Here is a 15,054-nt window from a genome sequence, read left to right as displayed (position 1 = left end):
AACTATAATATTTTCTAGGTTCGGTTCCTGACCGCGCCGCTTTTTTGCGTCCGCTTCTCAGGCACTTATCTAATATAACGAAGCTCCACTGAAGTGTCAACTACTTTCTCAAAATTTTTTGAGATATTTTTTTCATCCCCTCACATCCTCCCACCGCAGGGCTTTTCAGGCAACAATGGTGAATGCATTGTGCTGATTAAGAGAGGGTAGAGTATGAATTTTCAGTCGGTCATAGCCACACTGCATCAATTTTGGAGCGATCGCGGTTGTTTGATTGCTCAACCCTACGATATAGAAAAGGGTGCGGGTACTAAGAATCCGCATACATTTTTAAGAGCATTGGGGCCGGAACCTTGGTCTGTTGCCTATGTTGAACCGTGCCGTCGTCCTACAGATGGACGTTATGGCGAAAACCCTAACCGTTTTCAACACTATTATCAGTATCAAGTTCTTATTAAGCCGTCGCCAGATAATATTCAAGAGATTTATCTTGATTCTTTGAGGGCTTTGGGTATTCGTCCTGAAGACCATGACATTCGGTTTGTGGAAGATAACTGGGAAGATGCGACTGTCGGTGCTTGGGGTACTGGTTGGGAAGTCTGGTTAGATGGGATGGAAATTACTCAATTTACTTACTTCCAGCAATGTGGGGGTATAGACTGTCGCCCTGTATCGATTGAAATTACATACGGGTTAGAGCGACTGACAATGTATCTCCAGCAAGTGGAAGCATTTACTAAGATTCAGTGGACAGACAACATTACTTATGGAGATGTCTTCCTGCAAAATGAGATTGAACAGAGTACCTATAACTTTGAAGCATCAAATCCTGAGATGCTGCTAACACTGTTTAATTTGTATGAACAGGAAGCTAACCAGTTGACGGAGCGTGGTTTAGTCTTACCAAGCTTAGACTATGTAATGAAGTGTTCTCACACTTTCAATTTGCTGGATGCACGAGGAGTAATTTCTGTGACGGAAAGAACTCGCTACATTGCTAGGATTCGTCATTTGGCTCGGAAGGTAGCACAATTATATGTAGATCAGAGGGAAAAGCTTGGTTATCCTTTGCTGAAAAAAGCAGCAGTGTGAGTTATTCAACTCCAAAACTACTAATAAGTTTTGGGGTTGATTGTTTTTGCCAAGTTGGCAACTATTAAAAGTTAACAAATATTTGCAATACTTAATATTGCGGTAAAAAAATTACTGTGTTTCTGTAAGGATTGCGAGTATATATGGTTAACTTCAGTGAAGCTTTAGAACCTCTTGCTGCTTGGTTTCGTTCTCTGGGAATTCCTGAGCCGATTGTACATTGGGGACACCCTTTGATGATGGCGATAGTTATTTTTGTAATGGGTAGCTATGTTGGGTGGACTGGTTGGCGAAGCAGACTGACTGAAGATAAAGATGTGTCAGTTCAAAACCGTATGGGGCATCGTCTACTTGCACCTTGGATGTTTTTCTTTATGGCAGCTGGTTATACAGGTGGGGTTTTGTCTTTAGTAATGCAGCGTCAGCCAATTTTTGAAAGTCCACATTTTTGGACTGGTTCTTTGGTGCTGATACTGCTATTGATTAACAGTGTCATCTCTTTAAGTGGTTTTGCTGGTGATAATAAGGGTTTACGTGCAACTCATGCTTATTTAGGTAGTGTAATACTCGGTATCATGATTCTCCATGCTGTATTAGGGTTTAACTTAGGCATATCTTTGTAATTTGCAATTAACAAACGTAATAATTAGCCCCAAGCCTTAGTTTTCAATACTTAAGGCTCGATTATGAGAACAAAGCCCGTATTTGCGGGCTTTGTTTGTATAAATCTGATGAACTATACTTCACCAAAAGCAAAAGATTTTTCGTGGCTGCTTTTAAGTCACGAATTTTAATTGCTAGATACTTATATATAAAGTCTTATGATTCAGTCGAGTAGTGTAATTATTTGTCTTGGCTATATTTTAGGGTTATTGTTTACAGCAGTGCCTTGGGGTGGTGTCTGGGTATTAGCTCTTGGGTTAGTGGGAGCAGTTTTATTCAGAAAACGTAAATCTTCGCCTCAAGCACTAGAAAGTACTGGTGGTAAAACTAAAGCATCACTTGGGAATTGGCAATTAATTGCTCATTATCGAGTTTGGTTAGCTGCTGGGTTGGTTGGTTTGTTAGCAACTCTATATTTTCAGTGGCGAGTACCACAGCCTGGAATAAAAGATATTAGTCAGTTTGTTCCTTCAGGAAATAGTACAAACCAACAACAACTGGTTATTGTTCGTGGTGAGGTGGAAAGTAGTCCTCGGTTAACTCGCAGCCAAAGAGGTCAATTTTGGTTGGCGGCAACTCAGTTAGATGAAGTTAAAAATGATCAAGGCCCGGCAAGTATACCTAAAGGGGTGAGCGGTAAGTTATACGTGACTGTGCCTTTACTTCAAGCTACTGGGTTACATCCTGGACAGGAAATTGCGGTCACTGGGACTTTATACCAACCAAAAGCAGCTTCTAATCCTGGTGGTTTTGATTTTCAGAAGTATTTGAAACAGGAAGGTTGTTTTGCTGGTTTAATTGGGCGACAGATAAATATTGTGAATGATGATGCTCAATGGGGATGGTGGCAAATCCGGGAGCGAATCTTAAAATCGCAAGTGAACAGTTTAGGTATTCCAGACGGGCCGCTTGTTAGTGCAATGGTTTTGGGTAGCAAGGCTGTTGATTTACCTTACGATATCCGCGATTTATTTGTGAAGGTTGGACTTGCTCATGCTTTAGCTGCATCTGGTTTTCAAACTTCTTTGATTTTGGGTGTGATATTACAGCTAACAAGACGTGCAAATAAAGCAATCCAATTTACACTCGGTTTTTTAGGTTTAATTATTTTCTTGAGCTTATCAGGTTTTCAGCCTGCGGTACTCAGAGCGGTAATTATGGGTAGTGCAGCATTAATTGGTTTGATATTAGATAGGAAGATAAAACAGTTTGGTTCACTGTTATTAGCAGCAACATTAATATTGCTGTTTAATCCTTTATGGATTTGGGATTTAGGTTTTCAACTAAGTTTTTTAGCAACATTAGGACTAATTGTATCTGCACCAGCGATAATTAAACGCCTGAATTGGATACCTCCTACGATCGCATCTTTAATTGCTGTACCTTTAGCTGCTACAATCTGGACTTTACCTATCCAACTTTCTGTGTTTGGAGTAGTGCCTGCTTACAGTTTGTTATTGAATATTGTGACTACGCCGTTTATTTCGGTGATTAGTATTGGAGGGATTATTAGTGCGATCGCAGCATTATTCGCTCCTAGTATCGGTAGTACTCTGGCTGGGCTATTAAACTATCCTACTGATTGGCTAATTAAGTTAGTAGAATTTTTTAGTAACTTGCCAGGAAATTCAGTTGTTGTAGGTAGTATTTCAACTTGGCAGATGTTTGCTGTTTACGCTTTAATTATCTTGATTTGTTTAGTCAAGTGGTGGCAGATGCGTTGGTGGTTTGCTAGTTTAATGGCTTTTGGGTTAGTACTTGTTCCTGCTTGGCATTCTGCAAATACATTAGTTCGAGTAACAGTATTAGACGCTGGTGCAGAACCAGTTGTAGTTATTCAAGATAAAGGAAATGTCACCTTAATTAATAGTGGTGATGAGGGTACAGGACGTTACACAATTGTACCTTTCTTACAACAGCAAGGCGTGAATAAAATTGATTGGGCGATCGCTAGTAATTTTAACAACAGTGATAGTAATGCTTGGTTAGAAGTTTTGCAAAGCTTACCTATCAAAAATTTCTATAAATATGACCTTAAACCAGAAACTAGTATTGCTAGTCAGGAAATTCAACAGGAAGTACAAAAGCAAAAAGGTATCTACCAAGCTGTAGCACCAGGTCAACAAGTGACTACAGGTTTAACCGTTGCACAATTAATTAAAGATAAATTACCTGTTTTATCTTTGCAAATTCAAAACCAAAATTGGTTATTAGTAGGAGATATCGAACCTCAAGAAGTAGAAAGATTGGTTAAGGCTGGAGGTTTACCTAGTCCACAAGTGTTATGGTGTAGCCCTGAGTCTTTGAAAGATTTAATCAAATTGTTTCAACCAAAAGTTGCGATCGCAACTTCGACAAACCTTGATCCTAAAATTACTACTGAATTAGGTAAAAACCAAACACAAGTTTTTTTCACAGGAAAAGATGGGGCTATTCAATGGACACCTGAAGGTAATTTTGAGCCATTTATTCAAGACACGGAAAATAAATTGTCTGTGTTGTAACCCACATTCCGCACCTACAACTGTCACACCTCAAATGAACACATATATTTAGTACATAAGAACTAATGATTGAAAGAATTGACTAGAATCTATTAGAGCTAAATAGGAATTATTATGATTAGCTTAGATATACAGTTGAATATTTACGACTAAGTACAAAATTTGAGTTCTTCGGTTATTTTGATGTCAAAATTGGTTCAAAATCATTGAAAGCTTTATCTTCAATGACTATAAAAAGATAAAAAAACATTTTGAATCAACATAATCAGGAGAAAATTTCAACAGATACTTTTGTGGAGTTTCTGTTGCCATGTTTAGTGCTAAAGACCTGGAATTGAAGAAGATTGATCATTTAGGGATAGTAGCAGGAATAGTAGATTCAATTGGGATGGTAGAAATAATTAATAATTTACTTGGGTTAGAGCCAGGAGAAAAAGTCAGTGCGGGTCAGGTGGTAAAGGCGATGATTTTAAACGGCTTAAGTATGATGTCACAGCCTTTATATATGTTCCCAAAATTCTTTGAATTAATCGCGGGCGAACATTTAATTGGTGCAGGAGTAAAAGCAGAATATCTCAATGATGATAAGCTGGGAAGAATCTTAGATAAATTATTTATAAAAGGACTAGATACAGTATTGTTAGCAATCAGTTTAAATGCTGTACAAATATACCAGATATCACTCTCATCATCACACTTAGATTCAACATCATTTCATGTAGATGGAGAATATGGATATAGTTTACCAGAAGTAATTTTTAATAATCAAAAACAAACAGATTATATAGGAAAAGAAAGTGAAGAGAGGAAATCACCTCAAGCGATAAAACTAACCTACGGTTATTCGCGTGACCATCGTCCAGACTTAAAACAATTTATTACAGAATTAGTATGTTCAGGAGATGGAGATATACCAATATATATAAAAACAGTATCAGGAAATGAAGTTGATTCTAAAAAGTTTGGAGAAATTGCAGTTGAATATAAAAAAAGAATAGAAATTGATAGTTTAATAGTAGCAGATAGTGCCTTGTATACAGAATCAAATATTAAGTTAATGTCGAGTATCAAATGGTTAACCAGAGTACCATTGACGATAAAATCAGCAAAAATCTTAGTGATGAGTTTAACAGAATCAGAATTTGTTAAAAGTGAAAAATCAGGATATTCATACGCCCAAAAGAAAATAAATTATGGAGGTATAGAGCAAAGATGGTTAGTTGTGCAAAGTCAAGATAGAAAAAAATCTGACTTAAAGAAATTATCAAAGAAAATAGAAAAAGCTTTGACCAATACTCAAACTAAGTTAAAAAAACTAGCACAAGAGAAGTTTGCTTGTGCTGCTGATGCGAGAAAAGAACTAATTAAAATAAGTAAAGAATTTAAATATCATCAGATAGTAAATATCGAAATAACTGAAAAAAATCCTAACATCCAAGAAGATAATAAATCGAAATATTATCAAATATCAGCCAGCGTTGATGAAAATAAAGATGTTATCGAACCAGAAATTTTAAGTGCCGGAAGGTTTATAATTGCTACAAACGTTTTGTCAGAGAAAGAACTGAGCAGCGAGAAAATGCTGTCTGAATATAAAGCGCAACAGTCATGTGAGAGAGGATTTAGTTTTCTCAAAAGTCCTTTATTTTTAGCAGATAGTGTTTTTCTGAAAAGCCCAGAAAGAATCGAAGCATTAGCCATGATAATGGGGTTATGTTTGCTAGTTTATACTCTAGGACAAAGAGAGATTAGAGTGGCTTTGAAATCCTTAAACTATACTGTAAAAAATCAATTAGGAAAAACCATAAATAATCCGACAATGCGGTGGATATTTCAATGTTTTCAATCAGTTCATCTTGTGACTTTTCAGCAAAAAATAGAATTTTTAAATTTGACATCAGAAATGAAGTATATTCTCCTATTCCTCCCAGAAGCTTGCCGTAATTACTATAAATATATAAGTTAATTTCTGAATATTATTAATGTTTTAGTTATCCAATTTTACTCATTAATAAAATTAATGAGCTAAAGTTTTTATAGCGTTTTTAACTCTACTCATAGATTCATTATAATTTACAGTAATATATTAAGTCTCTAAGAATAAAATTATATTATTCAATTTCTCTCCCAAACCAACCTCGTTATTTATTGATGATTATTGAGAATATATTTGATAAATTTTTCTATCCCAAATATGTTTTTTCTAGATAAATGTAATTTTTTACTCTTTTTTACTAAATTTACTTCCGTAATAACCGATTGTGACAGTTAAGGGTGCGGAATGTGGGTTGTAAAACTTGAGAAAGCTATCTTTATTTCAGTTGGCTTGGCTCATATAATCAACATAGGAACAGCCAACTGAAAAAATATTTTTATCATAAATTAAATATTATATAAATAAATGTTCAGGATAAATTTTTAGACATTGAGAATTGACTCGGATAAAGCTACAGCACCCCAAAGTGGCGCATCATCTCCTAAAGCAGCAGGAACAATTTCAAAGTCAATTTCTGGTAAAGCTGTTTTATCTGCTGTTGTTTGTGCTGTATCCCACCAAATTTCTCCAGCTTTGGTTACACTGCCACCTAAAATAAACCGTTGAGGATTAATTAAGTTCGCTACATTACCAATACCTACACCTAACGCCCAAGCACTATCCTGCAAAATATTTATTGCTAACTCATCACCTTGTGCTGCCGCTTCACTGATGATTTTTCCAGTAATTAAATTTAAATTATTATCGGCTAAAGTTAGCAATATTTTGCTTTGAAATTTATGTGATTCCGTCAATAAATGTTCTTTAGCATCCTGTGCCATGTAAGGCCCTGATGCCAAACGTTCTACACATCCTCGCTTACCACATAAACATACCGGGCCAGCAGGGTTGACAACCATATGTCCAATTTCACCCGCCATGCCTGCTGCACCGCGCCAAGGTTTACCATTAAGTATCCAGCCGCCGCCTACACCAGTGCTGATGGTAATGTAAAACAAGCTATCGTATCCTTGACCTGCTCCAAAGCGATGTTCACCCAAAGCTGCAACATTTGCATCGTTATCTACATTTGCAGGTACACCAAATTCTTCTTCTAGCAAATCTTTGAGAGGAATATTTTCCCAGCCTGGAACGTGATGAGAAAGTCGTACTGTTCCTGTGGTAAAGTCTACAGGGCCGCCAAAGCTGACACCAATTGCAGCTGGAGTTTCACCTTGTAGTAAGGAGTGAATGAGCGATCGCATGATTTCTAAATCAGTGTTAGCATTGCTATCGGTTGGCGATAAGCGACGTTCATAACGCAACCATTCACGAGAACCTACTTGAGTTACTGCTGCGGCTAATTTAGTACCACCAAAATCTAGGGCGAGAATTAATGACATAACTCATTTGTCATCCATTGTTTGTGGTTACGATACTATAGCAATCCTATTTGATTTACAAACTTATTTCTCAACAGAGGAAACAGAGAATAGATGTGTTTGAATCTCATTTAGGATTGCTATATATAATAATTACATTCTTTTGTTCGTTGGCTATGAGGCGATACAGTTCAGTTAGGACTCAAACTCTTTGTGAAATTCAGTTTCTTTAACGAACCACATAGACGCGCCAGCTGCTTTACCTTTCAAGTCTTAATTAGGGTTCCCAAAAACTTTGTTTTAATTTGATTACCAGCTTACTAAAGTAGCGATCGCCCACAATCTGTAACAAATAACACATTTCAAATCTTGACTCGGTTGATTTGAGGCTTGTGTAATCTGATCAAAAATAGTACATTTGTTTTAGCAAATTAGTAAAGCTCTTACATATTCATTTGTTTGTCTTAATGCCAGACGGTAATTGCTGTTTACTAGTAAAAGTGATACAACAAATTAGCTGCTTATTGTTTGTAAAACCTTGAAAATATAAATTATTTTACTTATGGCAGAGTATCAAAAAATTGAGTATCGTATTGGTAAAAATGGCAAAATTACGGAAACGGTAATTGGTGCTTCTGGTGCAAGTTGTACCAGCACAACATCTGGAATTGAAGATGCTTTAGGAGAGGTAGAAACTCAAGAACTGCTTCCTGAATATTACGAGGGAGAAGAAAACGTGACAGGAACAGAACAACAGTCTCTCAAACAAAAATAGGAGGGCTGTAAATGTTTGCAGACATCCTATCAGATATCCAGGGAAGTGGAATGTTTTCTCTGGTAAGCCTTTTCGTAATAGCGATCGGAACTTTCGCGCTACTGTTGATGATTCCAGTAATTAGCAGTGCGACAAGTTTAAAACTCGGCAGGCGAACTGACTCCTCAGCGCAAATTAAATTACTAAAAGATGAACTCCAAGTATCTCATCAAAAACGCTTAGAATTAGAGCAAAAAATACAGCGACTTATTTCTGAAAAAGCCGCACTCCATCAAGAAGGTGTGCGACTCCATGAAGAGTTACAACAGCAACGTCTGGAACTGTCAGAAGAATTTCGCACCTCCACATTTGAGCAATTGCAGACATTACTAACAAACTATCCCAGCATTCACCAGATGGTGAATATTAAACCAGAATTGCCTGTAAAAAATCTGCTTTCGATGTTTACACCTCTAGATAACGTCCTTGCTAAGTGGGGTTACGAACAGATAGGCAAACCTTGGGAACAAGTGCCTTATAATTCCCAACTTCATCAACCAGACAATGCTGATATTACTGAAGGTGAATTAGTTTACATTCGATTTGTTGGTTATCAGCATCAAGGAAGAATTCTTTGCCCTGCTAAGGTTAGTCGGACTTTGCCAGGTGGGGGGAAGTGATATCATTTCCGGTTAAAGATTTATCATGAAGACCGCAGGGGGGCAGGGGAGAGGAGGAAGACAAGGGAGAAATAATCAATGCAAATGACAAATGACCAATAACAAATGACTACAGTAATAATTGATTTTGGTACAAGCAATACTGTTGTTTGTACTACAGATTTGATTACGCAAAAACCCCGGACATTAAGATTTGATCGTATGTCGCGCCGTTTTGAACTTGGCGCGGAACAGGTAAGCGTAGTGCCGAGTTTGGTGTTTGTGGAAGGGCAAAATAGCATTTTGTTTGGGGAGTCTGTACGTGCCAAACGTTTGGGGTTTGCCCAGCCAGAACGTTGTTTTCGGGCTTTCAAACGCGATTTAGCAGCAGATTTTGTGCCGCCTCCTCGACTGTTGGATGGTAATAGTTACAGTGCAGAGATTGTTTCCGAACTGTTTCTGAGAGAGATTTGGCAAAAAATTGAACAGCAATTGCAACCAAGTCACGTTATCTTTACCGTTCCTGTAGGGGCGTTTGAGCGATATCTTGACTGGTTTCGCAACTTGGCGGACAAACTAAATATTCCCGCAGTGCAAATTGTAGATGAATCGACAGCCGCCGCCCTTGGTTATGCAGTCAAGCGTCCTGGTAGTGTGGTTTTGGTAATTGATTTTGGTGGCGGAACTCTGGATTTAAGTTTAGTGCGAACTGTCAGCGTTGCTTCAGAACAGCAAGCAGTACGCGCTGAAGTTCTAGCGAAATCTGATGCATTTATTGGTGGTGTTGATATCGATACTTGGATTGTGGAACATTATCTGCAAAAAATCGGTTCCTCTCGCGCAGAAGTTGGAGAAATCGGTTTTATGAATTTATTGGAAGTAGCAGAAAGGGTAAAAATTCAACTTTCGACAACAGATGTAGCCAAAGAAGCTTGGTTTGACGATGAAAATTTTATGTCCTATGAATTGCAGTTACATTGGGATGAATTAAGCGAAATTTTAGAAAATCAACAACTATTAGAACAGTTAAGACAAGCAATAGATGAAGTATTAGCGATCGCACTTTCCAAAGGTATCAGCAAATCTAGCATCGAACAGGTTTTATTAGTCGGCGGTACTTGTCAAATTCCGGCGATTCAACAACTAGTAATTTCTTATTTTGGCAGACAAAAAGTTAAATTAGATAAACCCTTTGAAGCTGTCGCACATGGCGCATTAGCTTTAAGCGAAATGACAGCAGTTGATGATTACCTGCGGCACAGTTACGCGATTCGGCTTTGGGAACCCCATAGTAAAACTTATTCTTATTTTACTTTGATTGAAAAAGGAGCAAAATATCCAGGGGCGCGTTCTGAACCTTTAACTTTGCAAGTAGCCACAGAAGGACAGCGAGAAATTCGCCTTGATATTGGCGAAGTTGCAGAAATTTCTCAAGCAGAAGTTTCTTACGATGAACAAGGCAGAATGACGAGTAGCCACTTAATAAAACAAGATAGCTATCGTTCCTTAGAAACTCATCATCAACAAGTATGTGTCGCCCATCTCGAACCACCTGGACAAACAGGAGTAGACAGAATTCAAGCACAATTTGAAGTCAACGAACAACGAGTATTAGTAGTAACAGTCAAAGATTTATTGACAGGGAAAATGTTAGTGGATCGGGGTGCGATCGCCAAACTTAAATAATCTCCTCTTCGTGTCCTCCGCGCCTTTGCGGTGCGTAAAAAAAATAATCCAATACATCACAGGTAATATAGTGATATGTCTGCAAATCATCATCGACCGCGAAAATATGATGCTGTTCTTGGTAATCAAGCAGAAACACCTGTTGATGGTGTAGTATTGGGAGGGTTGGAAGGTGTTAAAAGCCATTTAAAAAGTACAGTGTTTAAAGCACAGGCTTCTGCCCTTAATGAAGCAGTTAAATATGGAGATGTCGGTTTAGACTTAGTATTTAATGCAACCAAATCTTCCGAATGGCAGTTACAAAATGCTGCTGAAAAATTGCTAATCCAAAAACGAACAGACCCCAAATTTCAGCAGAAATTACTAGATTTTAATCCTTGGTTATTTGTTGATTGTGTATTAACTGTAGAAGGGCATTTAGACAAAGTTAATTCTGTTGCAATTAGCCCAGATAACTTAACTCTTGCTAGTGGCAGTAATGATAAAACCGTCAAAATTTGGTCGCTGCTAACAGGAGAAATACAACGAACTCTAACAGGTCATACTAGCAAAGTTAACGCTGTTGTTTTTAGTCCCGATGGTAGACTTGTTAGTTGTAGTGGTGACAATACTATAAAATTTTGGGACTGGCAAAGAGGAAAATTAGTAAATAGTTTAGAAGAAGTTCATTCTAAATCTGTAGATGCGATCGCTATCAGTCCAGATGGCAAAATTATTATTAGTACTAGTTGGCATATAAAAGTAGCCGATTTACTCAACGGCAAAGAAATTAGCACGTTAGAAGGAAACGGTTATATTAGTTCCTTAGCGATTAGCCCTGATAGTAAAATTTTTGTTAACGACTGCTATGACACAATCAAAGTACGAGAATTTTCTAAGGGTAACTTTTTGGATTGGTGGAAGCTGAAGATAACAACTCCGCGCCTCTTAAAAGGACACTCTGGTAAAGTAAATACTCTTGCAATTAGTACTGATGGTAAAACTCTTGTCAGTGGTGGTGAAGACAAGACTATTAAAGTATGGAACTTACAAACAGGAGAATTAAAACGAACCTTTTTAGGACATACTGGTAAAGTTAATGCTGTTGCTATTAGTGCGGATAGCCAAATTATTGCTAGTGCAAGTAATGATAAAACAGTAAAAATCTGGGATTTGAACAAAGGTTGCTTGCTACGTACTTTAGAAGGTCATACAAAAGTAGTTCGGACTGTGGCAATTAGCCCAGATGGTCAAACTATTGTTAGTGGAAGTTGGGATAAAACTATCAAAGTTTGGAAAGCAAATTTTTCAAACTAGATAAACTTAGCGTTCTCATCTTTCAAGTATAAGTAATTTTATAGCTCCTAGCGGGAAAACTAATAATAGTAAAGTGGTAAAAATACAATGGCTGATAATCAACCTAGAGAATATGATGCCATAATTGGTGGGCAGGTACCACCACCTGTTAATGGTTTGGTTTTGGGTGGTATTGAAGGTGTTATTAGACGTTTAGCAGGTGCAGATGTAGAACAAAGAATTGCTGCTCTGAAAGACGCACTTCAATATGGAGAACCAGGCTTAGAATTACTAATTCAAGCTTTACAAGATACCACAGAAAAGGTAAATCAGACTGCATACCTACTTTTACGAAATAGACGAGAATCAAAAGTCAAACAATCAATATGGAAATACAATCCGTGGCGATTTTTAAAATGCCTTGGTAGACTATATGGATATTCATAAATTCTTAGTTCTATTCCTATGATCCCAAATGGACAGAAAATTTTTGTTGGCGGGTACGGTTCTATACATATTTGGGATTGGCAGGCAAAAACAATTCAATCGAGAAAATTACAAGATTATTTAAAATATATTAATCTATTTGCAATCAGTCCAGATAAACAACTTATTATCGGCGGCGATAATAAGTTGTTAAAATTATGGGACTGGCAAACAGGAAATATGAAAAATATTTTTCAAGAATATACATTAAAAAACAAAACTGAAATTATTTATTTAGACGACCAGATAATTATTTTTAGGCATTATAATTCTAAAGTTATTACAGTCCAAAATTGGTATACAGGAGAAAATTTTGGCAACATATACGAAAACAGATATGTATCTAAGGTTGCTATTAGCTTAGATAGAAAAACACTTGTTACTTATGGCAATCATATAAATATATGGAATTTACCAACAGGCGAACTGAAATATACGATAGAAGATGATAACATTCATAGGTTTTCTGATTTAAGCATCAGTTCAGATGGACAAACTCTTGTGACTGGTGATGCAATTATAAAAGTTTGGGATTTACATACAGGTAAGATTCAAAAAAAACTTGGGCGAAAAAAATTTGATAATAAACAATACCATTCAGTTTATTACCTAACTATTAGCCCTGATGGAGATACTCTTATAACTGCAAGTTCGGATAGCACGCTCAAAGTGTGGAATTTACATACAGGTGAGCTTCAGTATATCTTAGAAGGTTATTCCAGGAAAATTGATTATATTGTTTTTAGCCCAGATGGACAAATAATTGTAACTAGCAGTGATCGCACAATTAAAGTTTGGGGAATGCCATTTCAATACCATTAGTGCTGATGGACAAACTCTTATTAGCGGTAGAGTAGATGGGACTATTAAAATATGGAGAATGCTATAAAGCTAGAAAAAAGAGCGATCGCCTAACTCAGGTAATTGGGAATACTAAGTAGTAGGCTCAACATTAAAAACCTGATGAAAGAAAATACCAATCGCCCAAGAGTTTATGATGCTGTTATTGGTGGTCAACAAAAAGCCCCTCCTGGTGCGGTAGTCTTAGGAGGGCTAGAAGGTGTTAAAAGACGCTTGGCAAATCCAGTAATTGAACAAAAAATCGCTGCACTAGAAGAAGCACTCAAATATGGCGACGCAGGTTTGGAATTGGTAATCTGGGCGTTAGACGATAAATTATGGAAAGTACGCCAAGCAGCTTATTCACTACTAGCTTCTCGACCAGAACCTTTAGTACAAGAAATACTTCAGGAGTATAGTAATAAAATTGACAGGTATGATGCTTTCGTAGCGATGGCGCGTGCTGGCGGAGTGTCCGATGTCGATACGCTGATGGATAATTTAGAATATGACCGCAATAGTGCAACCTGCAAGTTAGTTGACTACACGCTGGGTTTAGTCGATACTCGTGAAGGTAAAGACAGAATTAGACATTACCTGTTCAACGGAACGCAGATACAACGTAACTATGCAGCACTTTATTTTAAACGACGGGGCGCAAAAGATATTTTAAGAGAAGCAGTAAACCAGGGTTGTATTGATAGAGTGCAAGGATTTTCCAAATAAAAACAGCAATGTCAGAAAATCTCAATCAACCAAGAGAATATGATGCTGTGCTTGGCGGACAAGTACCCCCGCCAAAAGATGCTGCGGTTTTGGGAGGTATTGAAGGTGTTAAACGACGGTTGATTAACGCCACATCTGTAGAACAGCAAGTTGTCGCCATTGCAGAAGCCCTCAAGTATGGTGAAGCTGGTACTAAGTTAGTGTTTCAGATTGTGAATACTGACTCGGAAAAGGTGCAATTTACTGTATCGTCACTGCTGGGACAACAAGCATTAGCAAAAGTAGAACCCGATATACACAGCGATGTAGCTTTAATCTCTGCGGTTGGTGTCAACTACAGTGATTTACAGAATCTACTCGCTTCCGGAAAGTGGAAAGATGCAGACCAAGAAACTGCTAGTATAATGCTGCGCGTATGCGATCGCCAACCACAAGGATTTTTAGACTCGTCAGACGTTGAAAATTTCTCTTGTGAAGACTTAAACACAATTGAAACGCTCTGGCAAAAATATAGCAACGGACGCTTTGGCTTTGTTGTCCAAACGCATATCTGGCAAAGCGTTGGCGGTACATCCAATCCCGACTGGGAAGCATGGTGTCGCTTTGGTAAAGGTGTGGGATGGTTTTCTCAAGGTGCTTGGCGGTATTGGAATGACTTGAAATTCGATTTAAGTGCGCCTGTAGGACACCTACCCCGTGGCGGTGCATTTATAGGCTGGGGGTTAGGTGACTTTTGGACAGGTTGCAGAACCCTGTCTGGGGTTGCAGAGAAATTAGGAAGCTGCAAAATAGCCTGAATTTGGGAACACGGGTATTAGCGTCGAGGAAGAAAATGATACCAGATAATCCCAATCAACCGCGAGAATATGATGCTGTACTTGGTGGACAAGCACCACCTCCTGTAGATGGGTTATAGCGTTTCTCAGTCTAAAGAAGTACAGTAGCAACAATGGGTAAACCAATTATAAATATCATTTAAAGAGACTTGGTTAAAAGCATTTTCAATCGCTTT

The 15,054-nt window shown here is 37.7% G+C and carries 13 protein-coding genes; 12 read left to right on the top strand and 1 reads right to left on the bottom strand.

Annotated features, from left to right (window positions below; all coding sequences use genetic code 11):
* The first annotated feature begins 213 nt into the window (after positions 1–213).
* The 4 genes from glyQ to H6G76_RS33935 all read left to right on the top strand — a co-directional run bounded on the left by glyQ (position 214) and on the right by H6G76_RS33935 (position 6,225).
* Entirely contained in the window at positions 214–1,092 is an 879-nt protein-coding gene (glyQ, locus tag H6G76_RS33950; RefSeq protein WP_190710606.1) for a glycine--tRNA ligase subunit alpha, read from the top strand.
* A gap of 143 nt (positions 1,093–1,235) precedes the next feature.
* Complete coding sequence (locus tag H6G76_RS33945; RefSeq protein ID WP_190710605.1) at positions 1,236–1,715, top strand: DUF4079 domain-containing protein; 480 nt, start codon at positions 1,236–1,238, stop codon at positions 1,713–1,715.
* A gap of 198 nt (positions 1,716–1,913) precedes the next feature.
* Positions 1,914–4,259 (top strand): ComEC/Rec2 family competence protein, encoded by a 2,346-nt coding sequence (locus H6G76_RS33940; protein WP_190710604.1) that lies wholly within the window; start codon positions 1,914–1,916, stop codon positions 4,257–4,259.
* Positions 4,260–4,569: 310 nt separating this feature from the next.
* A complete protein-coding gene (locus H6G76_RS33935; protein WP_190710603.1) occupies positions 4,570–6,225 on the top strand; it encodes an IS1634 family transposase in 1,656 nt (551 codons plus the stop codon).
* Between the two features lie 452 nt (positions 6,226–6,677).
* On the opposite strand, the gene H6G76_RS33930 is transcribed toward H6G76_RS33935, so the two are convergent.
* Positions 6,678–7,637 carry an ROK family protein gene (locus tag H6G76_RS33930; RefSeq protein WP_190710602.1) on the bottom strand — a complete coding sequence of 320 codons (960 nt, stop codon included), beginning with the start codon at positions 7,635–7,637 and terminating at the stop codon, positions 6,678–6,680.
* Between the two features lie 541 nt (positions 7,638–8,178).
* Between H6G76_RS33930 and H6G76_RS33925 the strand changes: the two genes are divergently transcribed.
* From H6G76_RS33925 to H6G76_RS33890, 8 genes are all read left to right on the top strand, one after another.
* Positions 8,179–8,391: a DUF2997 domain-containing protein gene (locus H6G76_RS33925; protein WP_190710601.1), complete on the top strand. Its 213-nt coding sequence runs from the start codon at positions 8,179–8,181 to the stop codon at positions 8,389–8,391.
* An 11-nt stretch (positions 8,392–8,402) separates the two neighbouring features.
* Positions 8,403–9,050, top strand: coding sequence for a nucleotide exchange factor GrpE (locus H6G76_RS33920; RefSeq protein WP_190710599.1), 648 nt, complete (start codon positions 8,403–8,405; stop codon positions 9,048–9,050).
* Between the two features lie 105 nt (positions 9,051–9,155).
* Complete coding sequence (locus tag H6G76_RS33915; protein WP_190710597.1) at positions 9,156–10,715, top strand: Hsp70 family protein; 1,560 nt, start codon at positions 9,156–9,158, stop codon at positions 10,713–10,715.
* Positions 10,716–10,790: 75 nt separating this feature from the next.
* Positions 10,791–12,011: a WD40 repeat domain-containing protein gene (locus H6G76_RS33910; protein WP_190710596.1), complete on the top strand. Its 1,221-nt coding sequence runs from the start codon at positions 10,791–10,793 to the stop codon at positions 12,009–12,011.
* An 87-nt stretch (positions 12,012–12,098) separates the two neighbouring features.
* Positions 12,099–12,437 carry a hypothetical protein gene (locus tag H6G76_RS33905; protein ID WP_190710594.1) on the top strand — a complete coding sequence of 113 codons (339 nt, stop codon included), beginning with the start codon at positions 12,099–12,101 and terminating at the stop codon, positions 12,435–12,437.
* A gap of 18 nt (positions 12,438–12,455) precedes the next feature.
* On the top strand, positions 12,456–13,298 hold the full coding sequence (locus H6G76_RS33900; protein ID WP_190710591.1) for a WD40 repeat domain-containing protein: 843 nt from the start codon (positions 12,456–12,458) through the stop codon (positions 13,296–13,298).
* A gap of 141 nt (positions 13,299–13,439) precedes the next feature.
* Entirely contained in the window at positions 13,440–14,042 is a 603-nt protein-coding gene (locus tag H6G76_RS33895) for a hypothetical protein (RefSeq protein ID WP_190710590.1), read from the top strand.
* Between the two features lie 8 nt (positions 14,043–14,050).
* Positions 14,051–14,839, top strand: coding sequence for a GUN4 domain-containing protein (locus H6G76_RS33890; RefSeq protein ID WP_190710588.1), 789 nt, complete (start codon positions 14,051–14,053; stop codon positions 14,837–14,839).
* The last annotated feature ends 215 nt before the right edge of the window (positions 14,840–15,054 follow it).

Origin of the sequence: Nostoc sp. FACHB-152 (assembly GCF_014697475.1) — a bacterium.
Lineage (GTDB): Bacteria > Cyanobacteriota > Cyanobacteriia > Cyanobacteriales > Nostocaceae > Nostoc_B.
This window is presented reverse-complemented; position numbering and strand designations above follow the sequence as displayed.